This is a genomic window from Sulfitobacter sp. 1A12157 (genome assembly GCF_043557345.1).
Lineage (GTDB): Bacteria > Pseudomonadota > Alphaproteobacteria > Rhodobacterales > Rhodobacteraceae > Sulfitobacter.
The window spans coordinates 216,988-243,035 of sequence record NZ_JBIFFV010000004.1; the positions used below are offsets into that span (position 1 = coordinate 216,988).

Consider the following 26,048-nt stretch of genomic DNA (forward strand, 5'->3'; position numbering starts at 1 on the left):
TTGCAACTGCACTGACCTTTGGACAGTCTCGAAGCAAATGATTGGAGGATCCTCATTATGCTTGGCCAAATGATGTCGCAGCCGCTGCTGATCTCAAGCCTGATTTCCCATGCCGAACGCTATCACCCCGAGGGGGAGATCATCTCGGTCTCGACCACCGGCGGAGTCGAAGAGACGAACTGGGGTCAGGTGGCCGAGAATGCGCGGCGTTTGGGTGCGGCCTTGACCGATCTGGGCCTCTCTCCGCAGGCGCGCTGCGGGACCATCGCATGGAACAACCGGCGGCATCTAGAGATCTACTTCGGCACCTCCGGCGCGGGCTTTGTCTGTCATACGATCAACCCGCGACTCTTTGCCGATCAACTGATTTACATCCTCAACCATGCCGCGGATGAGGTGCTCTTTATTGACAAGACCTTCGTGCCGCTCGTCGCCGCGATCCGCGACAAGCTGGAGCATCTCAAGCACCTCGTGTTGATGTCCGGCCCTGATGCCGAGGCCGCCGAGGCGCTGCCGGGGCTGGTCTTCTACGACGAATTGGTGGCTTCGGGCGATGCTGGGTTTGATTGGCCCGATCTGGATGAGAACACGGCGTCAAGCCTGTGCTACACCTCTGGCACCACGGGCAACCCCAAGGGCGTGCTCTATTCTCACCGCTCGACCGTGTTGCATTCCTTTGGCATCAACATGGCCGACAGCATTGCGATCTCTGCGCGGGACATCGTGATGGCCGTGGTGCCGATGTTCCATGTCAATGCTTGGGGCTGCCCCTATGCCAGTGCGATGACCGGCGCGCGGATGGTGCTGCCGGGGCCGAACCTCGATGGGGCGTCATTGGTGGGTCTGATCGACACCTACCGCGTTTCCCTGGCACTTGGCGTGCCGACGATCTGGCAGGGGCTCTTGGCGGCGGCAAAGAAATCCGGCAGCGCACTCCCCAGCCTAGAGCGTACCGTGGTCGGCGGGTCGGCCTGTCCGCCGTCGATGATCAAGACCTTCCGCGAAGACTATGGGGTGGAGACCATCCACGCTTGGGGCATGACCGAAATGTCGCCGGTGGGCAGCGTCAACAAGCCCTTGGCGAAACACAGTGAATTGCCCGAAGACGCACAGCATAAACTGCGCGAGAACCAAGGCCGCCCGGTCTTTGGCGTTGAGCTTGAGATCTGGGACGACACAGGCAAGCCGCTGCCCAATGACGGAGAGACCCAAGGCGCGCTGGTCACCCGCGGGCATTGGATTTTGGATGCCTACTACCAATCCGACCGCGACAGCACCCTGCGCGATGGCTGGTTCGACACCGGCGATATCGCGACGATGGACGCCGACGGCTATATCACCATCCGGGACCGCGCCAAGGACATCATCAAGTCAGGCGGCGAATGGATCAGTTCGGTCGAGCTAGAGAATATCGCCATCGCCCATCCCGATTTGGCCGACGCTGCCGTCATCGGGGCCACCCATCCCAAATGGGACGAGCGCCCTGTTCTGGTCGCGGTAAAGGCCGAAGGGGCCGATCCGTCAGAGGCGGATATCCTCAAGATTTTCGAGGATCAGATCGCCAAATGGCAGGTGCCCGACAGGGTAGTTTTCGCCGAGGCGCTGCCACGCAATGCCACGGGCAAAGTGCTGAAGCGCGACCTGCGGGACCGCTTTGGGGACGTGCTGATGCGGGGCGACAGCTAAGGCAGCCCGCCCCGGTCCGCGTTGGTCCGGGGCGTTTTGCCGTCACGCCGAGCGGCGCATCGCGCTATTGGCCACAGGGCGGGGCAGGGTCAGCCGGAAGGTGCTGCCCACGTCGAGTTTGCTTTCCAGCGACAGGCTGCCGCCATGCAGGCTGGCCAATTGTTCGGCAATCGCAAGACCCAGTCCCAAGCCGCCGTTCTCCCGCGACATGGAGCCATCCACCTGCTGAAACCGCAGAAAGACCCGTTCGAGATTGTCCTCGGAAATACCGCAACCCGTATCGGAGACCGAGAAGGTGATCTTTTCGGCATCCTGCTGCATTTGAAGATGAATATTGCCGCTGCGGGTGAATTTGATCGCGTTTGAAATCAGGTTGTAGAGGATCTGCCGCAGGCGCACCGGATCGGCATTGGCGAGGGCCGTGCCATTGTCTTCATAGGTGAGCGTCAGCCCCTTGGCCTCGGCGTCCGGGCGCAGGTCATCGGCGACCGAGCGGGCGATCTCGCTGGTCTCGATCTCTTGCAGATCAAGCTCCATCTTGCCGCGCGCGACCTTGGTCCAATCCAACAGGTCTTCGACAAGGCGCAGCATATGTTTGGACGACCCCGCGATGCCGCCCGCTTGGTCAGAGACGAAGTTTTGGAACTCATCGACACTGTGGCGAATGTCGGGCGTGGCATTGGCGCTGTTGTTCAACGCGGTCTGCAAGCGCCGGGCTTGGGGCAGTTTCTCGGCATGTTGCAAGAAGGTGGCGCGGCCCGAGATCACGGTCAGCGGCGTGCGCAGCTCATGGCTGACGTTGTTGAGGAATTCGGTCTTTTCACGGTCCGCCGCCTTGGCCGCGTCGAGCGCGCGTTTCTCGGCCGTCACATCGGTCCAGATGCCCACGGTATAGCCATGCGGCGTGCGCGATTCCGTGACCTTGAGCCAGAAGTTATCCGAGACCTCAAGGATGAAAGCGCCTGTCGGGTTGCGGAAGCGGGCGAGACGTTTGGCGATCCATGCCTCGCGCTCTTCGACTTTCTCGGGGTGCTGATGGCGGGCGACCCAATGGCGCAACAGCGCTTCGATGGTTTTGCCGGGAATCAGAAGGTCAGAGATTTCAGGGTGATACTCCAGAAACTTGCTGTTGACGGTGACAAGGCGCTCTTTCTCGTCAAAGGCGATGAACCCCTCTTGGATCGAGCCGATGCCCTCGGCCAATAGCGCGTGGGCCTCTTGTTTTTTCAACGTGACCCGGCGAAAGGCCCAGAGACCTGCCATCAGCGCGATGGTCGCGATCAAAGCGAAGGCCACGAGGTAGGGGCTTTGCGGGGCATAGGGGGGCAGACCGTTGGCAGGGCTGGCCGTCGCCTCCCATGTCTTGCCCAGAAGCTCAAACCGGGTGCGTACGGGGGCGGTGGGGTCAACCGTCGCAGGCTCGATCTCGGGCGGCATGACGCCCGTGGGGAAGGCGCGCAGGCTGTAGATGTAGTCGGCGGCCTGATGCGGGTTTTGATGCGGCTCGAACAGCCGGTCGGGTTGGAAGACGATGGACATCACCCCCCAAAAGCGTGGCGCGCCCAGTCCGATGGGGCGCTCGAACACCGGGTAGTGCATGATATAGCCCTTGCCGCCTTGAACCAGGTTCAGCGGCCCTTCGATGGTCGGGCTTTGGCGGCGGTAGGCATTGGCGACACCGGAAAGCTGCGTTGGAATGTTCTTGTATTCCAATCCGATAACCCCGGCATTCGGGGTCTTGGGATAGCTATGGGTGATCTTGAGGTCCGGGGCGAGGGCGAAGGCCTGAATGCCGGGGTTCCGGTCGCGCAACTCCTTGACCAGCAGTTCGATCTTCTTGTCTTTGAAGGCCTCGCCAGAGAGCAGGATGTTCTCGATGTTCTTGGTGACCAGAATGGTCTCTTGGAACTGATGCTGCACTTGATTGGTGACTTCATGCAGCGTTTGCCGGGCATCCTGACGGATGCTGGCGATATGCTGCTCGTAATCCAGCTTGACGATCGAATAGCTGATGCCAGCGACACAGCAAAGCACGATGAAGTTGACGATGATATACGCCTTGGAGGTCGCGTAGTCCCGAAACGCGTTTGCCACGCTTTTTTCCTTTGCCTCAATGCGCATCCGACATCGTTGGGCCATCTGCGCGTAAGTTACTTCCCTGTTGATTGCTACTTTTGCGGGCAATCATGGCGAAATTCGGACCAGAATGGGCTTTTCATGGGCGCGACCTTGGGGAACCCAGTGTGCCCTGCGCGGGGCCATCTGGCGGGGGCACGAAGGCGGAGGGGGAAAGCGTGGAGCGGGTAACGAGAATCGAACTCGTAACTAAAGCTTGGGAAGCTGCCGTGATACCTTTTCACCATACCCGCGCGCTGAGGGTGAGATAATCGGCGCGCGGGAGAAGGTCAAGTCAGGGTTTTATCGCGGTGACGAAATTGATCTCGGCGGGCAGGCGCAGGGGGCCGTCTTCCGCATAGGGGCGCAGGGCTTCGGCGATGGTTTGCCTAAGCTTTTCGACCTGTGCTGGGTCCGCCTCGAAATGATTGATCGCGCCGCTGGCCGGGCCGATTTCGCACATCTGTTGGGCAAGGTCGTCGACCGTGCCCGCGGGGGTGAGATCAAGCCGTGTGATCTTGCAGGCGATATCGACAAATCCCGCCTCGGCGAGGATCGTTACCACGCGTTCGGGGTCGCGAAAGGCGAAGGGGCCGGGGCCATCGGGATCGCTTTTCGGCATGGCCCCGATGGTGGCCCGGGCGGCGCGGGCGGGCAGGGTGAAGAAAGGATTTTCGGGGATCCGGCCCCAAGCGGCAAAGCTGAGCTTCGCGCCGGGGCAGAGTTGCGCGGCCATGCGGCTAAAGCTCAGGACCGGATCGGCAAAGAACATCACGCCGAAGCGCGAGATCAGCCGGTCATAGGGAGGGGAAAGCTCCAGCGTCGTCGCGTCACCATGGTGAAAGGCGACTTGAGGCAGGGCGGCAGCCCGTTGCCGCGCGAGGTCGAGCAGCGGGGCAGAGACATCGACGCCCAGCACCGCGCCCGCATTGCCCACCGCTTGGGCGGCGGCGAGACAGCCCGCCCCCGCGCCACAGCCAATGTCGAGCACCCTCAGCCCCGGTGCCAGTTCGGCCCGCGCCAGCACACCGTCGAGCACCGGCTGCATCAGGATGTCCAACTCCGCCTGCCGCGCGGCCCATCTCCGGCCCGCAGAGGCGCTCCAGAATTCGACCTGATCGCTGTTGTCGGAGGCGCTCATCACGTCGTCTTTCTTCTGCGCCGTCGCCCGCCGCGTTCGCTATCGCCGCTGCCGCCGGTGTTGAAGGTCACCTCTGGCAGGGCGACGAGGCTGTTGAGGATGGGGAAAGGCTCCACCGCATTGGGGATGGCCGAAGCATTGACGAAATGCTCCTGAAAGCGCGGCTCGACGGCGGTTTCGATCTTGTGGATCGCGCCCACGGTCGCCTCGATCTCGGCCCGTGCATCGGTGTTGAGCAGGGCGATCCGCGCGCCGGTGCCCGCGGCATTGCCTGCGCTGGTGACTTTGTCGAGCGGCGCGTCGGGGATCATGCCCAGCACCATCGCATGTTTGGGGCTGATATGCGCGCCGAAGGCTCCGGCCAGCACCACGCGGTCAACCTTGTCGACGCCGAATTTGTCCATCAGCAGCCGCGCGCCGGAGTAGAGCGCGGCCTTGGCCATCTGGATTTCGCGGATGTCGCGGTTGGTCACCGTGATCTTGGGTCCGCCCTTTTCGGTGCCGTCATAGACCAGATAGCTGTTGGTGCGCCCATCGGCAAAGACCGAGGCCGAGCCCGTCTGCGCAGCACTGCCGATCAGCCCCGGCGCGTCGACGATGCCGTGAATGCGCATCTCGGCGACCATTTCGATAATGCCGGAGCCGCAGATGCCCGTGACGCCGGTGCTTGCCACCGCCTCTTCAAAGCCGTCCTCGTCGGACCAGAGGTCACAGCCGATCACCTTGAACCGCGCCACCTTGGTTTCCGGGTCGATCTCGACCCGCTCGATCGCGCCGGGGGCCGCCCGTTGGCCCGAACTGATCTGCGCGCCCTCGAATGCAGGGCCGGTGGGGGAGGAGCAGGCCAGCACCTTTTCCTTGTTGCCCAGCAGGATCTCCGCATTGGTGCCCACATCGACCACCAGCATCAACTCGTCGGATTTCTCAGGCGCCTCGGACAGGGCGACGGCGGCGGCATCCGCGCCGACATGGCCCGCGATGCAGGGCAACAGATAGACACGGGCCGAGGGGTGGATGTTCAGGTCCAAATCCTCGGCCCGCAGACGCAGCGCGCCAGAGGTCGCGAGCGCGAAGGGCGCTTGGCCTAACTCGAAGGGGTCGATGCCCAGCAGCAGGTGGTGCATCACCGGGTTGCAGACGAAGACCGCATCGACGATCAGATCGGGCGCGACATTCCCCTCGGCGGCGATCTGGGTGAAAAGCGCAGCCATCCCCTCGCGCACCGCGCGGGTCATCTCCTGCGCGCCGTCGGGGTTCATCATTGAATAGCTGACGCGGCTCATCAGGTCTTCGCCGAAACGAATTTGCGGGTTCATCACACCGGAAGAGGCCATGACCTCACCGGTTTGCAGATCGCACAGATGCGCCGCGATGGTGGTTGAGCCGAGATCGACCGCCAGACCATAGACCGTGCCCTCGTAATACCCCGGCCAGATGTTCATGATCCGCGCGGCATTCTCCTGATCGCCCAGATGGACGGCGACCGTGACCTTCCAATCGCCCTTGCGCAGAACCGGCTGCATCATTTGCAGGATGTGCAGATCGGCGGTGACTTTCTCCAGCTTCCACTGCTCGGCCAGCGCGGCCCGGAGGCGCTCCAGATCGCCCGAGGGTTCGTGCATGTCGGGCTCCGTCACCTCGACGTAGAAGAGTTTGACCGACGGGTTCAGCACGATCTCCCGCGCCTCGGCGCGTTTGCGCACGACCTGTTTGTGCACTTGGCTCTCTGGCGGCACGTCGATCACCACGTCGCCCTGCACCGTCGCCTGACAGCCCAGACGACGGCCCTCTTTCAGGCCGCGCTTCTCGTCATAGCGTTCTTCCACCGCGTTCCATGGGCTCAGCGCGTCAGGCGCGACGGTCACCCCGTGTTTCGAGAACTGCCCATAGCCCGGCGAGACCTGACATTTCGAACAGATGCCGCGCCCGCCGCAGACCGAGTCCAGATCGACACCCAACTGCCGCGCGGCGGTCAGCACCGGGGTGCCTTTGGGAAAGCGCCCTCTCTTGCCGGAGGGCGTGAAAATCACGAGGGGGTCACTGCTCATCGGGGCCGTCCTTTGTTTCTTTGCGACACCATAGCGTGCCGCGCGGCGGGGGAAAGATGCGGGGCGGCAATTCATGCCGCGCCCGCGTCATTCCCGGTCTGTGGCTTACGCGGGGGAATAGGCCTTTCCAATCCCGGCCATCCGTGAAATAGGAAACCGCCAAATGAACCCATCCAGACCCGAGGTGTTAAATGGAGATTCGTGAGGCCCTGACCTTTGATGACGTCCTGCTGGTTCCCGCAGCGTCTTCTGTGTTGCCGTCCACCGCAGACACGCGAACCCGCGTCACGCAGAGCATCGCGCTCAATATCCCGCTGCTCAGCTCGGCCATGGATACGGTGACCGAAAGCCGCATGGCCATTGCACTGGCGCAGGCCGGGGGCATGGGGGTGGTGCACCGCAACCTCACGATCGAAGAACAGGCCCGCGAAGTGCGCCGGGTGAAACGCTTTGAATCCGGCATCGTTTACAACCCGATCACCCTGCGCCCCGACCAGACGCTGGCGGATGCCAAGGCTTTGCAAGAACGCTACCGTGTGACCGGCTTCCCGGTGGTGGACGAAAATGGCCGCGTGCTGGGCATCGTGACCAACCGCGACATGCGCTTTGCCTCTGACGACCGCACGCCGGTGTCGGTCATGATGACCTCCGACCGGCTGGCGATCCTGCAAGAGCCTGCGGACCGGGACGAGGCGATCAGCCTGATGAAATCGCGCCGGATCGAGAAGTTGCTGGTTACGGATGCCAGCGGCAAGCTTACCGGGCTGCTGACCCTGCGCGACACCGAACAGGCGGTGCTGAACCCCACCGCCTGCAAAGATGACTTGGGCCGCTTGCGCGTCGCTGCGGCGACGACAGTGGGCGACGCGGGCTTCGAGCGCTCCGAAGCGCTGGTCGATGCCGGCGTCGATATGATCGTGATCGACACCGCCCATGGCCATTCCGAAGGCGTGGCCCATGCGGTGACCCGCGCCAAGAAACAGTTCGGCGATGTGCAAGTCGTCGCGGGCAATGTGGCCACCGGCGACGCGACCCGCGCGCTGATCGACGCGGGTGCCGATGCGGTCAAGGTCGGCATTGGCCCCGGCTCCATCTGCACCACGCGGATGGTCGCGGGGGTGGGCGTGCCGCAACTGACCGCCATCATGGACTGCGTGGCCGCTGCGGGCGACGTGCCGATCATAGCCGACGGCGGCATCAAGTTCTCCGGCGATTTCGCCAAGGCGATTGCCGCCGGTGCCTCCTGCGCCATGGTCGGCAGCATGATCGCTGGCACCGACGAAAGCCCCGGCGAAGTCGTTCTTTATCAAGGCCGTAGCTTCAAAAGCTACCGTGGCATGGGCAGCATGGGCGCCATGGCGCGCGGCTCGGCAGATCGGTATTTCCAGAAAGACGCCGCCTCTGACAAACTGGTGCCCGAAGGGATCGAAGGTCAGGTGCCCTACAAGGGCAGCGCGGGCAATGTGCTGCACCAATTGGTCGGCGGTCTGCGCGCGGCCATGGGCTATACCGGTTGCGCCACGGTCGATGAGATGCGCCGCAATTGCAGCTTCGTGAAGATCACCGGTGCGGGGCTGAAGGAAAGCCATGTGCACGATGTCCAGATCACCCGCGAAAGCCCGAATTACCGGATCGGTTAACCCATGAAGCAACGGCCCGCGGGCCGTTCTTTGCCAGAAGGAAGATGCCATGACCCCCGGCGCGCGCGTATCGGCTGCGATTGAAGTTCTGGACGCAATTGCCGGGGGGCTGGCCGCCGAACAGGCGCTGACCCGATGGGCGCGTCAAAGCCGTTTCGCGGGATCCAAGGACCGTGCCGCCGTGCGCGATCATGTGTTCGACGTGCTGCGCCAGAAACGCAGCGCAGCGCATTACGGCAAGGGGGAGACGGGCCGCGCGCTGATGATCGGTGTGTTGCGCGGGCAGGGGGGCGACCTTGACGCGCTCTTCTCAGGGGCGGGCCATGCGCCTGCGCCGCTGTCCGAGGATGAACGGGCTATCCCGCCAGCGCCCGAGGATCGCGCAACGCGGCTGAACCTGCCCGACTGGTTGCTGCCCTTGTTCGATACGGCGCTTGGGGAGACTGCGGATGCTGCAGCCCTCGCGCTTCAAGAGCGCGGGCCGATCTGCCTGCGGGTCAACACGGCACGGATCGCCGTGCCCGCGGCGCAAGAACTGCTGGCCGAAGAGGGTGTCCAAACCCGCGCCAACCCGCTTGCCGAGGCCGCGCTGACCGTGACCGAAGGCGCGCGGCGTATCCGAAATTCCGCCGCCTTCGCCGATGGTTATGTCGAACTGCAAGATGCGTCGAGCCAAGCCGTTGTCGCCGCGCTGCCGCAGGGGGGGCGGGTGCTCGACTACTGCGCCGGGGGTGGCGGCAAGGCCTTGGCCTTGGCCATGGACCCCCTGCGCGAGATCACGGCCCACGACATCGACCCCCGCAGGATGAGCGACCTTCCCCCCCGCGCCGATCGCGCGGGTGTCGCAATCTCCCTGGTCAATACCGATGAGGCCGCAGCGGGCGCGCCCTATGACATCGTTCTCTGCGATGCGCCCTGTTCCGGCTCCGGCGCATGGCGCCGCGCGGCAGAGGGAAAATGGACCCTGACCCCCGAACGTTTGACAGAACTGACGGCCATTCAGGATCAAATTCTCGATACGGCGGCAGGGCTTACCGCCCGTGACGGTGTCTTGGCCTACGCCACTTGTTCCCTGTTTCGAGAGGAGAACGAGGCGCGGGTCGATGCCTTTCTCGCCCGCAACCCAGAATGGAAAGTCGCCCGCATGGATCGCTATGACGTGACCCCCGATGGCGACGGGTTCTTTTCAACACAGTTGACGCGCGAGTAAATTTACCCATAATCAACCAATGCGTGCAAACCGATTTCGGTTAAAGCCTGCTTAACCTCTGTCGCACGTAATAGTCGTATGATTCGGTTGTTAGGGGATGTGCGTGCAGCAGGGCGTTGGGCATTCAGGGATTGGGCAGCACGCGAAGCTCAGGCGGCTTTGGCTGCTCGTGGTAATGGCCATTGCCCTTGGCGCGCTGGCGCTGCGCAGCACCGATGCGACGTTACAGCTTGCCCTCGCCGCCTCGGCGGCCACACTGGGTTTGATTTCAATTGGTTACATCACCATCCATCTGCGGGATAGGGCGCTGCATCGCGCCAGTGCCAGTGGAGTCGCGGACTTCATCGCAAAAGATGCCACACCAAGTTTCATCGCCACCTCTGATCGACAAGTCCTCTACCGCAACGAGGCGGCTCAGAAGCAGTTCGGCAAGGGCGGCGAAGAAACCCTCGCGCAGGCGTTGCACAGGCATTTTGCCAATCCCGTGGGCCTTCTTTACCGCCTACAATCACGCGCTGCCGCCAACGGCAACGCGCGGGAAGAGGTGATCACACGGTCCGGCCCCATACGCCTATCGGTGCACCATCTGTCAGCCGACCGTCTGCTTTGGCGGGTTGAAAGCATTGGCCCCCGTGAGGGCTCCCGCAGTGCGCAAGAAAGCATGGCCTTGCCAATGGTCATGCTGGGCCGGGGTGGGGCGATCCTTTTCATGAATGAAGCGGCGCGCCTGCTTGTTGGGGAACGGGTGAAGTCACTGGACCGATTGTTCAATTCCCTCCCACTAACTCCGGGAACCGTGGCCGAAATCGCCACCGCAAAAGGAAACCGGCAGGTACTGGTGGCCGAGGTTGAGGCTGGCGCGAACCGCCGCGCGCTTTATCTTCTGCCGCCACCCGAAGGGGCGGCCTCACCCAATGAATTGGGCTGGGAAACCTTTCAAGACCTCCCCGTGCCGATGATCAAACTGCGACCTGACGGAACGGTATTGGCCTTCAACCGTATGGCGGGAAAACTGCTCGGCGTATCGCTGCGGCACGACACCCATCTTTCGCATCTGATGGAAGGGCTGGGCCGCTCGATCTCGGATTGGCTGGAAGACAGTCTGGCGGGGCGGTTGGTTCAGAAGTCCGAATTTCTCAGGCTGACCCGCACGGATAAGGAGATTTTCGTTCAGGTCTCGCTCAGCCGCATATCCGAAGGGGGCGAGGCGGCGCTGATCGCGGTCTTGCAGGACGCGACCGAACTCAAATCGCTTGAAGCGCAGTTCGTGCAGAGCCAGAAAATGCAGGCCATCGGCCAACTGGCCGGGGGCGTCGCACATGATTTCAACAACCTCCTGACCGCGATCTCCGGCCATTGTGACCTCCTCCTGCTGCGGCATGATCAGGGTGATCCGGATTTCAGCGATCTGGTGCAGATCAACCAGAACGCCAACCGTGCGGCTGCGCTTGTGGGGCAGCTGCTCGCCTTCTCGCGCAAGCAGACCCTCCGGCCTGAGACGCTCGATATGCGCGATACCCTCGCCGATCTCACGCATTTGCTGAACCGTCTGGTCGGCGAAAAGGTGACGCTGACCCTCAGCCATGACCCCGTCCTCGCCCCGATCCGCGCCGATAAACGCCAGTTAGAGCAGGTGCTGATGAACTTGGTCGTCAATGCCCGCGATGCCATGCCCGCCGGGGGGGAAATCCGCATCGTGACGGAGGTGACGGCCCTCGACCAACCGCTTGAGAGAGATCGGGTCAGCGTGCCAGCAGGGCGTTACGTCACGGTGCAGGTGCATGACGATGGCACCGGCATCCCGAAGGACAAGCTGCAAAAGGTTTTTGAGCCGTTTTTCACCACCAAACGGACGGGCGAGGGGACTGGGCTGGGGCTTTCAACCGCCTATGGCATCGTCAAACAGACGGGCGGATTTATCTTTATCGACAGTGAATTGGGGCGTGGCACCTGTTTCACCCTCTATTTCCCCGTGTTGGAAGGGCAGCCCTTTGCCGTCGCGAAAAAGTCCCCGGTATCACCGGACCATCACCCGCTACAGCGATCCGATGGCGTAATCCTGCTGGTGGAAGATGAAGCGCCCGTGCGGGCCTTCGCAAGCCGCGCCCTGCGGCTGCGCGGCTACACGGTGCTGGAAGCCGAATCCGCCGAAGCCGCATTAAAGATGCTCGAAGATAAGGAGTTGGATATCGACGTCTTCGTGACGGATGTTGTCATGCCCGGCATGGACGGGCCAAGCTGGGTGCGCCAAGCGCTTAAACAACGCCCGGATGTGCGGGTCGTTTTCGTTTCGGGCTATGCGGAGGATAATTTCGGTCAGGAACAGTCGAAAATTCCAAATTCTGTCTTCCTGCCCAAACCCTTCTCCCTGACCGACCTGACCACAACGGTCCACAATCAGCTGCATTGAGCACCACGCGGGGCAGGGTCATGTGATCGACTCGTAAAGCTCAAACTCTGCCGCGAACTTACGGCGAAACCGTTTTTCCACTTTCGGGGAAAGCGTTAGCTCCATCCTGGGCGAGACATTTTCCTGCCCCAGGGTGACCGTCACGTCGAGCCGCTCTTCCAAGAACCGACGCAGCCGCGTCTGATCTTCATAACGGAAATGATGGGTGATCCCGGTGCCGTTCGGTTGGGTCTCCATGAACTTCAACTGGCTCCCCACATCGGCGAACCCCGGCTTGTCCCCCTTCATATAGGCGAGAACGAATTCGTCGAAAGTGATCCCGAAGGTGTTATTTGGTTTATCCTTCATGAAGGGGCGCTGCCGATAACGATACCAACTGCCCAGCCAAGAGATCGGTTCGCGCATCACCGCCATCAACTCAAGCTCGGCATCGCAAACCTTTAGAAACATTGGCCGAATAAAGCGGTTATAGCGATAGACCGGCGCGTGCTTCAGCATGGGCGGATCGGAAATCACCATATCGGCGCGCGGCGCCAGTGCTTTCTCATAGGCAGTTGTTCCGGTCTTCGGGACCGACAGAAAGGCCAGTCGTTCTTTGAAAAAAACAATCAATTGCGTCTTTCCTCGGGCCGCACACGGACCCATGCATTTGGGTAAACTATTTCTTTACCATTCTCGCCAAAACATAAAGGACAAACAAAGTCATTGAAATGTTCCTCATTTACCCTCATATGGAACATTAGAAGAACATAAGCGACGCAGCGCGCAGGCGATTGCCGCCGGGGCGCCACTGTGACACTAAGGAATGAACCTAATGGCAACGGCAGATCTTTTGACGATGGACAGCAAGAAAACCGCAGAAAAGCAAAAGGCGCTCGACAGCGCGCTGGCCCAGATCGAACGTCAGTTCGGCAAAGGGTCGATCATGAAACTGGGTGCCGAAGGGGCAATCCAGGATATCAAAGCCAGCTCCACAGGCTCGCTCGGCCTTGATATTGCGCTTGGTATCGGTGGCTTGCCGATGGGGCGTATCATTGAAATTTATGGCCCGGAATCCTCGGGTAAGACAACGCTGACCCTGCACTGTGTGGCAGAGCAGCAGAAGGCCGGCGGCGTTTGCGCCTTTGTCGACGCGGAACATGCGCTTGATCCGCAATATGCGAAAAAGCTTGGCGTAGACATTGACGAGTTGTTGATCTCCCAGCCCGACACCGGCGAGCAAGCGCTTGAGATCACCGATACGCTGGTACGCTCTGGCGCGGTCAATATGGTGATTGTAGATTCCGTCGCGGCCCTGACGCCGAAATCCGAGCTTGAAGGTGAGATGGGCGACAGCAATGTCGGTGTGCAGGCCCGTTTGATGAGCCAGGCGATGCGTAAGCTGACCGGTTCGATCAGCCGGTCCAATTGTATGGTGATCTTCATCAACCAAATCCGGATGAAGATCGGCGTGATGTTCGGCTCTCCTGAGACCACTACGGGCGGCAACGCGCTGAAGTTTTATTCCTCCGTCCGTCTCGACATCCGTCGGATCGGCGCCCTGAAGGACCGGGACGAGGTTGTTGGCAACGCAACGAAGGTCAAGATCGTCAAGAACAAGGTGGCGCCGCCTTTCAAACAGGTCGAATTCGACATCATGTATGGCGAAGGTATCTCGAAAATGGGCGAGTTGCTGGACCTTGGGGTGAAGGCCGGTGTGGTCGATAAATCCGGCTCATGGTTCAGCTATGGGGATGAGCGGATCGGGCAGGGGCGTGAAAACGCCAAGACCTTCCTGAAACAGAACACTGCCATGGCCGCTGAGATCGAGGATAAGATCCGTGCCGCTCATGGGTTGGACTTCGAAGGATCTGGCGGTGACGATGCGGATATTCTCGAAGCCTGAACTGCTTTGACGATTTAAATATATGAAAGGGGCGGGGCCGGAGGCTGCGCCCCTTTTTCATGGGCAGGAACGGTGGACAGCGCCGGGGCTGAGGGGTATTTGGGATCGATCAAATCTGCCCCGGAAGGCCTCGCCATGAAGACGCTGAATGAAATTCGCTCAACTTTTCTGAATTATTTCGATGCGCAGGGGCATCAGATCGTGCCCTCCAGCCCGCTGGTGCCGCGCAACGATCCGACATTGATGTTCACTGCGGCCGGTATGGTCCAGTTCAAGAACCTCTTCACCGGGGTCGAGACACGCGATTATAGCCGGGCGACCTCGGCGCAGAAATGTGTGCGGGCGGGCGGCAAGCACAATGACCTCGACAATGTCGGCTATACCGCGCGGCATCACACATTTTTCGAAATGCTGGGCAACTTCAGCTTTGGTGATTACTTCAAGGCCGAAGCGATCCCCTTTGCATGGGACTTGCTGACCAAAGAGTTCGGCATCGACCCGAACCGGCTTTTGGTCACAGTGTACCATACCGATGAAGAAGCGGTTAAAATCTGGAAGGCCCATACGGGGCTGCCGGACGAGCGCATCATTCGCATCGCGACGGATGATAACTTCTGGTCCGCTGGCCCCACCGGCCCCTGCGGCCCCTGTACCGAGATCTTTTACGATCATGGCGATCACATTTGGGGCGGCCCTCCGGGATCGCCCGAGGAAGACGGTGACCGTTTCGTCGAAATCTGGAACCTCGTTTTCATGCAATACGAGCAGTTCGAAGATGGCACGCGCCAGCCGCTGCCGAACCAGTCGATCGATACCGGCATGGGGATCGAACGGGTGGCGGCGCTGCTGCAGGGTACGAATGACAACTACGCCACTGACCTCATGCGCAACCTGATCGAGGCCAACGCCCATGCGTCTTCGACCGATCCCGATGGGCCGGGTAAGACCCATCACCGGGTAATCGCGGATCACCTGCGGTCGACCTCCTTCCTGATTGCGGATGGGGTCATGCCCTCCAACGAAGGCCGCGGATATGTGCTGCGCCGGATCATGCGGCGCGCCATGCGCCATGCGCATCTGCTCGGCGTTAAGGATCCCTTAATGCATCAGCTGGTACCATCCTTAGTGCAGCAGATGGGCGCGGCTTACCCTGAGTTGGGGCAGGCGCAATCGCTTATCCGTGAGACCCTGTTGTTGGAGGAAACCCGTTTCCGCCAGACATTGGATCGCGGTCTGAAGCTGCTGGACGATGAGTTGAGCGGTTTGCCCGAGGGGGCGACCTTGCCGGGGGAGGCGGCGTTTAAACTTTATGATACATATGGCTTCCCGCTTGATCTGACGCAGGATGCGCTGCGCGAGAAGGGCCGTGCCGTCGATACCGAAGGGTTCGACACGGCAATGGCGGCGCAAAAGGCCAAGGCCCGTGCGGCTTGGGCCGGATCGGGCGAGGCTGCGGATGCCACCGTTTGGTTCGATGTGGCCGACAAAAGTGGCGTGACCGAGTTTTTGGGCTATGACACCGAAAGCGCGGAGGGCCAGATCGTCGCTTTGGTGCAGGGCAGTGATCGGGTCGATGCCGCGGCGGTGGGCAGCGATGTGCAGGTCGCGCTGAACCAAACGCCGTTCTATGCGGAAAGCGGCGGGCAGGTTGGCGACACCGGCGTGATCCGCACGCAGACCGGTATCGTCAATGTGACCGATACGCGCAAATCGGCGGGCGTTTTCGTGCATTTCGGCCATGTGGTTGAAGGCGAAGTGAAACCGGGTCAGAGTGCCGTTCTTGAGGTGGATCGTTTGCGGCGCAGTGCCATCCGCGCCAACCACTCGGCCACGCATTTGCTGCATGAAGCCCTGCGCAACGCGCTTGGGGATCATGTGTCGCAGCGCGGCTCATTAAATGCGCATGATCGTCTGCGGTTTGATTTCTCCCATGCCAAGGGGCTGACGCAGGACGAGTTGAGCCAAGTCGAGCGTGAGGTGAATGACTACATTCGCCAGAACACGCCGGTCGAGACACGGATCATGACGCCGGACGATGCGCGCGCCATGGGGGCGCAGGCGCTTTTTGGTGAGAAATACGGCGACGAGGTGCGGGTCGTCTCGATGGGTCAGTTGGAAGGGTCCGGCAAGGGCAGCGACAAATCGACCTATTCGCTGGAGCTTTGCGGCGGCACTCATGTGCGGCAGACGGGGGATATCGGCGCCTTCGTCCTTTTGGGTGACAGTGCAAGCAGCGCGGGCGTCCGCCGGATCGAAGCGTTGACCGGGACCGAGGCTTTGGCATGGCTGCGCGAACAGGAAGTGGCGCTGAGCCGGGTCGCTGCGGAGTTGAAAACCTCGGCCAGCGATGTGCCGGACCGGGTGCGCGCATTGTTGGACGAACGTCGCAGCTTGTCCAACGAAGTGGCGCAGTTGCGCCGTGAATTGGCGATGTCGGGCGGCGGCGCGGCCGCGCCCGAAGCGCGCGAGGTGAACGGCGTGAAATTCCTAGGCCAAGTGCTGAGCGGTATCACGGGCAAAGACCTGCCGGGGCTGGTGGATGAACATAAGGCCAAGCTCGGCTCGGGCGCGGTGCTGCTGATTGCCGACACCGGTGGCAAGGCCGCGGTCGCGGGCGGTGTGACGAAGGATTTGACAGATCGCCTCTCGGCGGTCGACATGGTGAAAGCGGCGGTTGCCGAACTGGGCGGAAAGGGCGGCGGTGGCCGACCCGACATGGCGCAGGGCGGCGGCGCTTCGGCGGAGAATGCCGAGGCGGCGATTGCCGCGGCTGAGAACATCTTGAAAGGATAAGGCCCATGGGCGCACTTTGGATTGCACATGTCACCGTCACCGATGAGGAGGCGTATAAGAAATACGCCGCCGGCGCCACCGAGGCCATTGCGGCGCATGGCGGTAAGTTCATCGCCCGCGGCGGGCGGTTCGTTCAGCTTGAGGGCAAAGAGCGGCCGCGCAACGTGGTGGCCCGTTTCCCCGATGTCGAAACGGCTGAAAAATGTTATCACTCCGATGCTTATCAAGCGGCGTTGAACCATGCGCGCGGGGCTTCTGAGCGTGAGTTGATGATCGTCGAAACTGACGAGTGATCTTAGGATGCCCCGCCTGCCAAACAGGCGGGGCGTCTTGCTTGGCCATGGCGGAACCTTCGACGCGGAGGGCGGTTGAACCCTCATGAACCTCGCCCGACTATCTACTTTCGCCCAATGGTGCCGCCGCCATGTGGAGGTGACGACCCTAGCCTTGATGGGGCTTTCGATCACAGCGGTTTGGACCTTGGCCGAACTAACCGAAGAGGTCGTCGCAGGCAGCACCAGCAGCCTTGACCGTGACATCTTGTTGTTCCTACGCACGCCCGGCGACCTTTCCGATCCCATCGGCCCGTGGTGGGTCGAGGAGATTGGCCGCGATTTGACGGCTCTCGGCGGGGTCGCGGTGCTGGTCCTGACGACCGTTGTCGTCTCGCTCTTTTTCCTGTTGCAACGGCGATGGTCGACCGCGCTTTACATCCTCGCCACCGTTGGCGGGGGGATCGTGCTGAGCAGCATCGCCAAGGAGTTTTTCGACCGCCCGCGCCCCGACCTCGTGCCGCATGGGTCGCTCGTGCATACGGCGAGCTTCCCTTCGGGACATTCGATGATGGCGGCGGTGGCCTATCTCACCCTTGGCGCGATGGTGGCGCGGGCGCAGAAACGGCGGGCGCTTAAGGTCTATACGCTGGCGGTTGCGGTCTTGCTGACGCTGCTTGTCGGGATCAGCCGGGTCTATATGGGGGTGCATTGGCCGACGGATGTGGCGGCGGGCTGGCTTGGGGGCGGGGCTTGGGCAATCCTGTGCCTGATTGCTGCGCTGAGTTTGGCGAAGCGCGGGCATATCGATCGCGAGGAAAGCGATACTTAGGGCGGCTACATTTCTGAACCACAGATATGAAAACGGCAGCGCATTGCGAAATGCGCTGCCGTTTTTCTTTGATTATCTGTAGCTTAGCTCGCCTTCGCCATCCGCTTGCGCTCATGCGGGTCGAGGTAGCGCTTGCGCAGACGCACGGCGTTCGGCGTCACTTCGACCAGCTCATCATCGTCAATATAGGCAATCGCCTCTTCAAGGCTCAGCGTCATCGGCGGGGTCAGGCGCACTGCGTCATCGGTGCCCGAGGCGCGCACGTTGGTCAGCTTCTTGCCCTTCAGCGGGTTCACTTCCAGATCGTTGTCGCGGCTGTGCTCGCCGATGATCATGCCGGTGTAGACGTCTGCCTGCGCGCCGATCATCATCTTGCCGCGCTCTTCGAGGTTCCACAGCGCGTAGGCGACCGAGGTGCCGTTCTCCATCGAGATCAGCACGCCCGCGCGACGGCCCGGGATCGGTCCCTTGTGCGGTGCCCAGCCGTGGAACACTCGGTTCAACACACCGGTGCCGCGGGTGTCGGTGAGGAATTCACCGTGGTAGCCGATCAGCCCGCGCGAGGGGACATGGGCGATGATCCGGGTCTTGCCAGCGCCGGCGGGCTTCATCTCGACCAACTCGCCCTTGCGGGTGCCGGTGATTTTCTCGATCACCGCGCCGGAGTATTCGTCATCCACGTCGATGGTGGCTTCCTCGATCGGCTCATGGCGCACGCCGTCGATCTCTTGGAACAGCACCTGCGGGCGGGAGATCGACAGCTCGAACCCTTCGCGGCGCATGTTTTCGATGAGCACGCCCATCTGCAATTCGCCGCGGCCCGCGACTTCGAAAGCCTCGCCACCCGGTGTGTCGGAGATCTTGATCGCCACGTTGCTTTCAGCTTCTTTCAGTAGACGCTCGCGGATCACGCGGGACTGTACCTTTTTGCCGTCACGGCCCGCGAGCGGGCTGTCGTTGATGCCGAAGGTCACGGTGATGGTGGGCGGGTCAATCGGTTGTGCCGGGATTGCTTCGTTCACCGAAGGATCGGCCAGCGTGTCGGCCACGGTGGCCTTGGCCATGCCCGCGATGGAGACAATGTCACCGGCCTCGGCCACGTCGATAGCGGTCTGTTCCAGCCCGCGGAAGGCGAGGATTTTGGTGGCGCGGAAGGTCTCGATCTGGGTGCCGTCGCGCGACATCGCTTTGACGGTTTGGCCCGCTTTCAGGGTGCCGGTTTCCACGCGCCCAGTCAGCAGGCGGCCCAGGAACGGGTCGCCGCCGAGCGTGGTGGCCAGCATGGTGAAGGGCTTGTCGGCGTTTTCAATCTGCTTCGGCGCGGGGACGTGATCAAGGATCAGGTCGAACAGCGCGGAGAGGTCTTTGCGCGGCCCGTCAAGCTCGGCATCCGCCCAGCCGGAGCGGCCCGAGGCATACATATGCGGGAATTCGAGCTGTTCGTCGGTGGCGTCGAGACTGGCGAAAAGGTCGAAACATTCATCCAGCGCGCGGTCGGGCTCGGCATCCGGCTTGTCGACCTTGTTCAGCACGACAATGGGGCGCAGGCCCAGTTTCAGCGCCTTGGAGGTCACGAATTTGGTCTGCGGCATCGGGCCTTCGGCGGCATCCACCAAAAGCACCACACCGTCGACCATCGACAGGATGCGCTCGACCTCGCCGCCGAAGTCGGCGTGGCCGGGCGTGTCGACGATGTTGATGCGGGTATTGTTCCACACGACCGAGGTCGGCTTGGCGAAGATGGTGATGCCGCGCTCACGCTCCAGGTCGTTGCTGTCCATGGCGCGCTCGGTCGTCGCCTGGTTTTCACGGTAGGTGCCGGATTGTTTCAGAAGCTCGTCCACCAGCGTCGTCTTGCCGTGGTCGACGTGGGCGATGATTGCGATGTTGCGCAGGTCCATTAAGTCAGCCTTTGGATAGGGGAGGGACGCGCCAACCTGAAGCTGCGCGTATAATTGCGCCGCCCATACCGCGCCCCGGCTGCAATTGCTAGCCCTAATGCCGTGACGCACCCCTTACTGCGCGAAGCTGTGCCACTGGCGCAGCCTTAATGGGTGGCGCTGTTCGAAAAGAGGTGGATGACCAGAATGCCGCTGATGATCAGCACAAGGCCCAGAACCGCGGGCAGGTCGAGCCGCTGACCGAAGAGGACGAAGCCGATGATCGCGATCAGCACGATCCCCAGACCAGCCCAAAAGGCATAGACGATCCCAACCGGCATGACCTTCAGCGCCAGCGACATGCAGTAGAAAGAGATCATGTAAAAGACCACCACCGCCACCGAAGGCCAGAGCCGCGTAAACTGGTGTGACGCCTGCACCGCGGTCGTCCCAAGGGTTTCCGCCACCACGGCGATGATGAGCCACAGGTAATGCATCTCGGTCTTCCTTAGAGCGGGAGTTCGGTGGTTTCCTTGATCTCCTCCATCACGAAACTGGCCGAGACATCCGATAGCGGCACTCGGCGGATCAGGTCTTGATAGAGGCGATCATATCCCGCCATATCCCGAACGCGCGCCCGGATCAAATAGTCCAGATCACCGGTCATCCGGTAGACGCCGAGGATCTCGGGCATGGCTTTCGTGGCGCGGGAGAACCTCTCGAGCCAATCGGGCGCATGGGCGTTGGTGCGGACTTGGATAAAGACGCTGAGGCCGAGGCCGAGTTTCGCCGCGTCCAAGAGCGTGACGCGGTTCTTGATCACGCCGGCCTTTTCAAGCGCCCGGATGCGCCGCCAGCAGGCGTTGCGCGACAGATGGACCGCCGCGCCAAGCGCTTCGAGGGATTGGCTGGCGTCGCGTTGCAGTTCGACCAATATGCGACGGTCTATATCATCAAGTGTAATCATTCTGGAAGTTTGGGGGGAAATATTCTCGCACACAAGCGGTTGTCGGGAGTAGTTTGAGACAATGTCACAAGCAGGCTCGGCTAGGGTGGGAGAAAGGCAGAGACAGGAGTTTCCCATGATCGCACGCATCTTCCTCGACCATCCCGCCAAGGTGGATGAAACGTTTTTCGAGCATATGGCTTTCGCGTTGAAGTTCTCGGGGCTGCTGTTCGCAGCGGCGGGCGCCGCGCTGGTCCATGCGCTGATCCCGTGCCTGTTCGAGAAGACGGCGAGCGGGATCATCGCGAAGCTTTACGCGCGGACGCATAATCGGGGGCAGTGAGGGCCGGCGCGGCTCCAGTTTCGCAATGAGGGCCAGCGCCTACCCGGTCGCACCGAAGGTGCGCCCCCTTTATAGCGGCACGCCTCCGGCGTGACGGGCGGGCAGGCGATGGCCCGGCGCCTACGGCTTGGTTCCGGGTCCGGGTGGCAGGCGTGACCGAAAAAATAGAAAAGGGCCGCATCGTGCGGCCCTCGGTCATCCCAAGCTCTCGACAGGCTCAGCCCGCCAGCGCCTTGTTCAGGTTCTCGTCTACCTTCTCCAAGAATCCCATAGTCGTCAGCCAGCCCTGATCCGGCCCCACCAGCAGGGCGAGGTCTTTGGTCATGAAGCCCGATTCCACCGTATCCACCACGACCTTCTCCAGCGTCTCGGCGAAGTTGATCAGCGCGCTGTTTTCGTCCAACTTGCCCCGGTGCTTCAACCCGCCGGTCCAAGCGTAGATTGAGGCGATGGAGTTGGTCGAGGTCTCCTCGCCCTTCTGGTGCTGGCGGTAATGGCGCGTGACGGTGCCATGGGCGGCCTCGGCTTCCACGATCTTGCCGTCGGGTGTCATCAGTTGCGAGGTCATCAGCCCCAAAGAGCCGAAACCCTGCGCCACGGTGTCGGACTGCACGTCGCCGTCGTAGTTCTTGCAGGCCCAGACATAGCCGCCCGACCATTTCATCGCCGAGGCGACCATGTCGTCGATCAGGCGGTGCTCGTACCAGATGTTCTTTTTCTTGAACGCGGCGGCGAATTCCGCGTCGAAAATCTCTTGGAACAGGTCTTTGAAACGCCCGTCATAGGCTTTCAGGATCGTGTTCTTGGTCGACAGATACACCGGCCAGCCACGGTTCAGACCGTAGTTGAAAGACGCGCGCGCGAAATCGCGGATCGAATCGTCGAGGTTGTACATGGCCATGGTGACGCCAGCGGAGGGCGCATCGAAGACCTCCTTCTCGATGGTCTCGCCATCGTCGCCGACAAATTTGATGGTCAGCTTGCCCTTGCCGGGGAAGCGGAAATCAGTGGCGCGGTACTGGTCGCCAAAGGCATGGCGGCCCACGACGATGGGCTGGGTCCAGCCCGGCACGAGGCGCGGCACGTTGCGGCAGATGATCGGCTCGCGGAAGATCACGCCGCCCAGAATATTGCGGATGGTGCCGTTGGGGCTGCGGTACATGCGCTTGAGGCCGAACTCCTCGACCCGTGCCTCGTCAGGAGTAATGGTGGCGCATTTCACGCCGACGCCATGTTCGCGGATCGCATGGGCCGCGTCGACGGTGATCTGGTCGTCGGTCTCGTCCCGGACTTCGATGCCGAGGTCGTAATACTTAAGGTCAACGTCAAGATAGGGGGTGATCAGCTTTTTCTTGATGAAATCCCAGATGATCCGGGTCATCTCATCGCCGTCGAGTTCGACGATGGGGTTGTCTACCTTGATCTTCGACATGACGAATTCCTTTGTTTCAGGGTGCGTTTGGCCGTGCTTTAGCCTATTCGGGGCCAAAGAGAAAGATCGTATACCATGGTATGCCGAAGGCTGCCGTCAGGCGCCGACCCCGGCGAAAAAGCTGCTGATGCGGGCGCGGGCATAGGACCAGAGTGCAGGGGCACCGATGGCGATCTTGCGGCCGACCTTCTCTTCGATCTGCGCCTCCGAGACGTTGTAACTGGTCCAGCTGCCGCCGCCAGAGGCCAGGTTCTGCATCGGCGGCTGAAACCGGTCGAGCGATTTGGCAAAGCGCGCCGTGGGGCTTTCGGCGGCCTCGAACTCTTCCCAGATGCTGCGCAGCTCGTCCCGCAGATCGTCGGGCAATAGGCCAAAGATGCGGTCGGCGGCGATCTGTTCCTGCGCTTCCATCTCGGCGGCGTCGTAGTCGCCAAAGATCGGATTGTCGCCCGCGTCAATCTCAACAAGGTCGTGCAAGATCAGCATCTTAATGACGCGGTTGATGTCGACCTCAGGCGCGGCTTGATCGGCCAGCACCAGCGCATAGAGCGTCAGATGCCAGGAATGTTCAGCAGAGTTTTCCGCACGGCTGGCATCACAAAGCGTGGTGCCGCGCAGCACGGTCTTCAGCTTGTCGGCCTCGTTCAGAAAGGCGATCTGCTGGTCCAGCCGCGCGGTCATGCGCCGCCCTTGCCGCGATGGTCGCGCAGCTTGCGCGCCAGAAAGGCGCGGGCCTTGTCATTGGCCATCCGGGTGCGAACGGCGGTGAGAAAGGCTTCTTCCAGCGTTTGCGACGAGGCGCCCAGCACCTCGCCGACTTCCATGAACAATCGGTCTTCACCTGTTTCGGCCTGAACGGCGAGACATTCCTCAGCCAATTTATTGGCCAGTTGGTTGACGACCGCCTCCGCCATCAGCGCGTGGATTCCGTCAGGCGGCGTTTCACATAGTCGCTGGTCGAGGTGATCAGCGTGTCCATATGCGGCTCTTCAAAGAAGTGCCCGGCGCCTTCGATCTCCTGATGGGTGATCGTGATGCCCTTTTGCTCGTGCAGCTTGCTGACGAGGTTCGTGGTATCCGCAGGCGGCGCCACGCGGTCGGCAGAGCCATTGATCACCAGACCCGAGGCCGGGCAGGGCGCGAGGAAGGAAAAGTCGTACATATTCGCGGGCGGCGAGACCGAGATGAAGCCCGTGATCTCGGGCCGGCGCATCAGCAGTTGCATCCCGATCCATGCGCCAAAGGAGAAACCCGCGACCCAGCAGTGTTTGGAATTGTTGTTCATCGATTGCAGATAATCGAGCGCCGAGGCCGCATCAGACAATTCGCCGATGCCCTGATCGTATTCGCCCTGGCTGCGGCCCACGCCACGGAAGTTGAAGCGCAGCACGGTGAAACCCATGTTGTAGAACGCATAGTGCAGGTTATAGACAACCTTGTGATTCATCGTCCCGCCGAACTGCGGATGCGGATGCAGCACGATGGCAATCGGGGCGTCACGTTCTTTTTGGGGGTGGTAGCGGCCTTCGAGGCGGCCTTCGGGTCCGGGAAAAATAACCTCGGGCATGGGTATCCCTGTCTGGGGGTTCAAAGATCGCTGCGAATAGTTGACGAATTCGCTAGGCCACCTTAGAACGGTTCTAATCTGGTTCCGCGCAATGTCGCGTGGATCAGTCTCTGGACTTAGGCATTTAAGCCGCCCACGTCAATCAAATGGCGCGGCGGGTGAGGGTGAGACGATGAAGCTATCTACCAAAGGGCGCTACGCAATGGTCGCTTTGGCCGATATTGCCCTGCAACCCGAAGACACCTTGGTGTCGCTGGGTGACATTGCCGAGCGGCAGTCGGTGTCGTTGCCCTATCTGGAGCAGTTGTTCGTCAAGCTGCGCCGGGCTGAGTTGGTCACCTCGGTTCGCGGTCCGGGCGGCGGGTATCGTTTGGCGCGTCCGGCAGCGGATATTCGCGTGGTCGATGTGCTGGCGGCGGTGGATGAGACGGTGGATGCGATGCACAAGGGAGCGGGCGCCTCGGGCGGTCTGTCGGGCAGCCGGGCGCAATCGCTGACCAACCGGCTTTGGCAGGGGCTGAGCGCCCATGTCTATGTTTTCCTGCACCAAACGCGCCTGTCGGATGTGGTTGAGAATGAGCTTGCCCCCTGTCCGGCGGTGCCGACCCTCTTTGCCGTGGTGGATGAGTCTTGAAGGTGGTTTTGAGCATCGGGCGCGCTTTGGCCGCTGTGGTCCGCGCGGGCGGCGATGTGGGATTTCGGGGGCGCTGCCCCCGGACCCCCGCGGTATTTGGAAAAGGATGAAGGATGCGGGTCTACCTTGATCATAACGCGACCACGCCGCTGCGGGCGGAGGCGCGCGCAGCGATGATCGCGGCGATGGACCTGCCCGGCAACCCGTCCTCGGTCCATGCCGAGGGCCGTGCGGCCAAGGCTGTGGTTGAGCGCGCGCGGGCGCAGGTGGCGGGGCTAGTGGGCTGTGATCCGGTCGATGTGATCTTTACCTCCGGGGCGACCGAGGCGGCGGCGCTGGCGGTTGCAATGGGCGCGCGGGTTGTGACCTCTGCGGTGGAACATGACGCGGTCCTGTCCTGGGGGCAGGCGGCGCGTTTGGGTGTCGACGCACAGGGTGTTTGGGACGGTGACCTGACCGCCGCCGCGGGGGCCGATGTGGTGGCCTTACAGGCCGCGAACAGCGAGACGGGTGTGTTGCAGCAGACCATGCCTTTGGCGCAGCAATCTTGGGCGATGGAGCGCACGCCCTATGTACTGGTCGATGCGGTACAGGCGCTTGGCAAGACCCGGTTCAAGATGGCGACCTCGGGCGCGGATTTCATCCTCGTCTCGGCGCACAAGCTGGGCGGGCCGAAGGGGATCGGCGCATTGATCGTCAAACGCGGCATTGATCTGGCTGAACATGCGCTTTTGCGGGGCGGCGGGCAAGAGATGGGCCGCCGCTCGGGGACCGAGAATATCCCCGCCATTGCAGGTTTTGGCGCGGCGGCTGAGGCGGCGGCGGCGGATCTGGCGGCGGGGCGTTGGGAAGAGGTGGCGGCACAGCGTGATTTGCTGGAAGCGACCCTTGCGGATGCTGCAAGTCTGACTATTTTTGTAGGAAAAGGCGCTCAACGCCTGCCCAACACCTCCTGTATCGTCACGCCCGGCTGGAAGGGCGAGACCCAAGTGATGCAGATGGACCTTGCCGGCTTTGCCATTTCGGCGGGGTCGGCCTGTTCCAGCGGCAAGGTGCGCGCCAGTGCCGTATTGCGCGCCATGGGCTTTGATGAAACACAGGCCGCCAGCGCGATCCGGGTGTCGCTGGGCCTTGACACCACCCGGGAAGATATCCTGCGGTTCGCCACGAGCTGGACCGCCAAATTGAAAAAGCACGAAACGCGGGCCGCCTGA

22 protein-coding genes and 1 tRNA gene are annotated in these 26,048 nt (G+C 61.8%); 11 read left to right on the plus strand and 12 right to left on the minus strand.

Annotation, left to right across the window (positions count from 1 at the left end; translation table 11 throughout):
- The first annotated feature begins 57 nt into the window (after positions 1-57).
- Positions 58-1,686, plus strand: coding sequence for a long-chain fatty acid--CoA ligase (locus ACGYLC_RS09785; RefSeq protein ID WP_394422808.1), 1,629 nt, complete (start codon positions 58-60; stop codon positions 1,684-1,686).
- Between the two features lie 42 nt (positions 1,687-1,728).
- On the opposite strand, the gene ACGYLC_RS09790 is transcribed toward ACGYLC_RS09785, so the two are convergent.
- The 4 genes from ACGYLC_RS09790 to ACGYLC_RS09805 all read right to left on the minus strand — a co-directional run bounded on the left by ACGYLC_RS09790 (position 1,729) and on the right by ACGYLC_RS09805 (position 6,990).
- The gene (locus ACGYLC_RS09790; protein ID WP_394422809.1) at positions 1,729-3,780 is read right to left on the minus strand and encodes an ATP-binding protein; all 2,052 of its coding nucleotides are present in this window, start codon (positions 3,778-3,780) and stop codon (positions 1,729-1,731) included.
- 201 nt (positions 3,781-3,981) lie between these two features.
- Positions 3,982-4,055 (minus strand) — tRNA-Gly (locus ACGYLC_RS09795).
- A gap of 41 nt (positions 4,056-4,096) precedes the next feature.
- A complete protein-coding gene (locus tag ACGYLC_RS09800; protein ID WP_394422810.1) occupies positions 4,097-4,942 on the minus strand; it encodes a class I SAM-dependent methyltransferase in 846 nt (281 codons plus the stop codon).
- Positions 4,942-6,990, minus strand: coding sequence for an ASKHA domain-containing protein (locus tag ACGYLC_RS09805; RefSeq protein ID WP_394422811.1), 2,049 nt, complete (start codon positions 6,988-6,990; stop codon positions 4,942-4,944). Before ACGYLC_RS09805 ends, ACGYLC_RS09800 begins: the two co-directional genes overlap by 1 nt.
- Positions 6,991-7,181: 191 nt before the next feature.
- Between ACGYLC_RS09805 and guaB the strand changes: the two genes are divergently transcribed.
- From guaB to ACGYLC_RS09820, 3 genes are all read left to right on the plus strand, one after another.
- Positions 7,182-8,630 carry an IMP dehydrogenase gene (gene guaB, locus ACGYLC_RS09810; protein WP_394409170.1) on the plus strand — a complete coding sequence of 483 codons (1,449 nt, stop codon included), beginning with the start codon at positions 7,182-7,184 and terminating at the stop codon, positions 8,628-8,630.
- Between the two features lie 49 nt (positions 8,631-8,679).
- Positions 8,680-9,840: an RsmB/NOP family class I SAM-dependent RNA methyltransferase gene (locus ACGYLC_RS09815; protein WP_394422812.1), complete on the plus strand. Its 1,161-nt coding sequence runs from the start codon at positions 8,680-8,682 to the stop codon at positions 9,838-9,840.
- A 175-nt stretch (positions 9,841-10,015) separates the two neighbouring features.
- Positions 10,016-12,250: an ATP-binding protein gene (locus ACGYLC_RS09820; RefSeq protein WP_394422813.1), complete on the plus strand. Its 2,235-nt coding sequence runs from the start codon at positions 10,016-10,018 to the stop codon at positions 12,248-12,250.
- An 18-nt stretch (positions 12,251-12,268) separates the two neighbouring features.
- Here ACGYLC_RS09820 and ACGYLC_RS09825 read toward each other — a convergent pair whose 3' ends face one another.
- Entirely contained in the window at positions 12,269-12,862 is a 594-nt protein-coding gene (locus tag ACGYLC_RS09825) for a gamma-glutamyl kinase (RefSeq protein ID WP_394422814.1), read from the minus strand.
- A gap of 202 nt (positions 12,863-13,064) precedes the next feature.
- On the opposite strand from ACGYLC_RS09825, the gene recA reads away from it, so the two are divergent.
- The 4 genes from recA to ACGYLC_RS09845 all read left to right on the plus strand — a co-directional run bounded on the left by recA (position 13,065) and on the right by ACGYLC_RS09845 (position 18,032).
- A complete protein-coding gene (gene recA / locus ACGYLC_RS09830; protein WP_322327791.1) occupies positions 13,065-14,135 on the plus strand; it encodes a recombinase RecA in 1,071 nt (356 codons plus the stop codon).
- 135 nt (positions 14,136-14,270) lie between these two features.
- The gene (alaS, locus tag ACGYLC_RS09835) at positions 14,271-16,928 is read left to right on the plus strand and encodes an alanine--tRNA ligase (protein ID WP_394422815.1); all 2,658 of its coding nucleotides are present in this window, start codon (positions 14,271-14,273) and stop codon (positions 16,926-16,928) included.
- Between the two features lie 5 nt (positions 16,929-16,933).
- A complete protein-coding gene (locus ACGYLC_RS09840) occupies positions 16,934-17,221 on the plus strand; it encodes a DUF1330 domain-containing protein (protein WP_368441748.1) in 288 nt (95 codons plus the stop codon).
- Positions 17,222-17,306: 85 nt separating this feature from the next.
- A complete protein-coding gene (locus ACGYLC_RS09845) occupies positions 17,307-18,032 on the plus strand; it encodes a phosphatase PAP2 family protein (protein WP_394422816.1) in 726 nt (241 codons plus the stop codon).
- An 83-nt stretch (positions 18,033-18,115) separates the two neighbouring features.
- Here ACGYLC_RS09845 and typA read toward each other — a convergent pair whose 3' ends face one another.
- The 3 genes from typA to ACGYLC_RS09860 form a co-directional block, all read right to left on the minus strand.
- A complete protein-coding gene (gene typA / locus ACGYLC_RS09850; RefSeq protein WP_136720495.1) occupies positions 18,116-19,933 on the minus strand; it encodes a translational GTPase TypA in 1,818 nt (605 codons plus the stop codon).
- A gap of 146 nt (positions 19,934-20,079) precedes the next feature.
- Entirely contained in the window at positions 20,080-20,409 is a 330-nt protein-coding gene (locus ACGYLC_RS09855; RefSeq protein WP_067262978.1) for a multidrug efflux SMR transporter, read from the minus strand.
- Between the two features lie 11 nt (positions 20,410-20,420).
- On the minus strand, positions 20,421-20,879 hold the full coding sequence (locus ACGYLC_RS09860; RefSeq protein ID WP_394422817.1) for an Lrp/AsnC family transcriptional regulator: 459 nt from the start codon (positions 20,877-20,879) through the stop codon (positions 20,421-20,423).
- A gap of 115 nt (positions 20,880-20,994) precedes the next feature.
- On the opposite strand from ACGYLC_RS09860, the gene ACGYLC_RS09865 reads away from it, so the two are divergent.
- Positions 20,995-21,201: a DUF6356 family protein gene (locus ACGYLC_RS09865; protein ID WP_093926313.1), complete on the plus strand. Its 207-nt coding sequence runs from the start codon at positions 20,995-20,997 to the stop codon at positions 21,199-21,201.
- 217 nt (positions 21,202-21,418) lie between these two features.
- On the opposite strand, the gene ACGYLC_RS09870 is transcribed toward ACGYLC_RS09865, so the two are convergent.
- From ACGYLC_RS09870 to ACGYLC_RS09885, 4 genes are all read right to left on the minus strand, one after another.
- A complete protein-coding gene (locus ACGYLC_RS09870; protein ID WP_394422818.1) occupies positions 21,419-22,633 on the minus strand; it encodes an NADP-dependent isocitrate dehydrogenase in 1,215 nt (404 codons plus the stop codon).
- 96 nt (positions 22,634-22,729) lie between these two features.
- On the minus strand, positions 22,730-23,314 hold the full coding sequence (locus ACGYLC_RS09875) for an HD family hydrolase (protein WP_394422819.1): 585 nt from the start codon (positions 23,312-23,314) through the stop codon (positions 22,730-22,732).
- A complete protein-coding gene (locus ACGYLC_RS09880) occupies positions 23,311-23,547 on the minus strand; it encodes a hypothetical protein (protein ID WP_394422820.1) in 237 nt (78 codons plus the stop codon). Before ACGYLC_RS09880 ends, ACGYLC_RS09875 begins: the two co-directional genes overlap by 4 nt.
- Positions 23,547-24,200: an alpha/beta hydrolase gene (locus ACGYLC_RS09885; protein ID WP_394402774.1), complete on the minus strand. Its 654-nt coding sequence runs from the start codon at positions 24,198-24,200 to the stop codon at positions 23,547-23,549. The genes ACGYLC_RS09880 and ACGYLC_RS09885 overlap by 1 nt, the downstream gene beginning before the upstream one ends.
- Positions 24,201-24,372: 172 nt before the next feature.
- Between ACGYLC_RS09885 and ACGYLC_RS09890 the strand changes: the two genes are divergently transcribed.
- On the plus strand, positions 24,373-24,834 hold the full coding sequence (locus tag ACGYLC_RS09890; protein WP_394402773.1) for an Rrf2 family transcriptional regulator: 462 nt from the start codon (positions 24,373-24,375) through the stop codon (positions 24,832-24,834).
- 113 nt (positions 24,835-24,947) lie between these two features.
- Positions 24,948-26,048 (plus strand): cysteine desulfurase family protein, encoded by a 1,101-nt coding sequence (locus ACGYLC_RS09895; protein WP_394422821.1) that lies wholly within the window; start codon positions 24,948-24,950, stop codon positions 26,046-26,048.

Excerpts from the sequence above, each read along its gene's own strand:
- ACGYLC_RS09820 (WP_394422813.1), top strand. The coding sequence starts at position 10,016 with ATGGCCATTGCCCTTGGCGCGCTGGCGCTGCGCAGCACCGATGCGACG.
- ACGYLC_RS09805 (WP_394422811.1), bottom strand. The coding sequence starts at position 6,990 with ATGAGCAGTGACCCCCTCGTGATTTTCACGCCCTCCGGCAAGAGAGGG.
- ACGYLC_RS09855 (WP_067262978.1), bottom strand. The coding sequence starts at position 20,409 with ATGCATTACCTGTGGCTCATCATCGCCGTGGTGGCGGAAACCCTTGGG.
- ACGYLC_RS09815 (WP_394422812.1), top strand. The coding sequence starts at position 8,680 with ATGACCCCCGGCGCGCGCGTATCGGCTGCGATTGAAGTTCTGGACGCA.
- recA (WP_322327791.1), top strand. The coding sequence starts at position 13,065 with ATGGCAACGGCAGATCTTTTGACGATGGACAGCAAGAAAACCGCAGAA.
- ACGYLC_RS09895 (WP_394422821.1), top strand. The coding sequence starts at position 24,948 with ATGCGGGTCTACCTTGATCATAACGCGACCACGCCGCTGCGGGCGGAG.
- ACGYLC_RS09840 (WP_368441748.1), top strand. The coding sequence starts at position 16,934 with ATGGGCGCACTTTGGATTGCACATGTCACCGTCACCGATGAGGAGGCG.
- ACGYLC_RS09890 (WP_394402773.1), top strand. The coding sequence starts at position 24,373 with ATGAAGCTATCTACCAAAGGGCGCTACGCAATGGTCGCTTTGGCCGAT.
- ACGYLC_RS09865 (WP_093926313.1), top strand. The coding sequence starts at position 20,995 with ATGATCGCACGCATCTTCCTCGACCATCCCGCCAAGGTGGATGAAACG.
- guaB (WP_394409170.1), top strand. The coding sequence starts at position 7,182 with ATGGAGATTCGTGAGGCCCTGACCTTTGATGACGTCCTGCTGGTTCCC.
- ACGYLC_RS09845 (WP_394422816.1), top strand. The coding sequence starts at position 17,307 with ATGAACCTCGCCCGACTATCTACTTTCGCCCAATGGTGCCGCCGCCAT.
- ACGYLC_RS09880 (WP_394422820.1), bottom strand. The coding sequence starts at position 23,547 with ATGGCGGAGGCGGTCGTCAACCAACTGGCCAATAAATTGGCTGAGGAA.
- ACGYLC_RS09785 (WP_394422808.1), top strand. The coding sequence starts at position 58 with ATGCTTGGCCAAATGATGTCGCAGCCGCTGCTGATCTCAAGCCTGATT.
- ACGYLC_RS09860 (WP_394422817.1), bottom strand. The coding sequence starts at position 20,879 with ATGATTACACTTGATGATATAGACCGTCGCATATTGGTCGAACTGCAA.
- ACGYLC_RS09885 (WP_394402774.1), bottom strand. The coding sequence starts at position 24,200 with ATGCCCGAGGTTATTTTTCCCGGACCCGAAGGCCGCCTCGAAGGCCGC.
- ACGYLC_RS09800 (WP_394422810.1), bottom strand. The coding sequence starts at position 4,942 with ATGAGCGCCTCCGACAACAGCGATCAGGTCGAATTCTGGAGCGCCTCT.
- ACGYLC_RS09875 (WP_394422819.1), bottom strand. The coding sequence starts at position 23,314 with ATGACCGCGCGGCTGGACCAGCAGATCGCCTTTCTGAACGAGGCCGAC.
- ACGYLC_RS09870 (WP_394422818.1), bottom strand. The coding sequence starts at position 22,633 with ATGTCGAAGATCAAGGTAGACAACCCCATCGTCGAACTCGACGGCGAT.
- typA (WP_136720495.1), bottom strand. The coding sequence starts at position 19,933 with ATGGACCTGCGCAACATCGCAATCATCGCCCACGTCGACCACGGCAAG.
- alaS (WP_394422815.1), top strand. The coding sequence starts at position 14,271 with ATGAAGACGCTGAATGAAATTCGCTCAACTTTTCTGAATTATTTCGAT.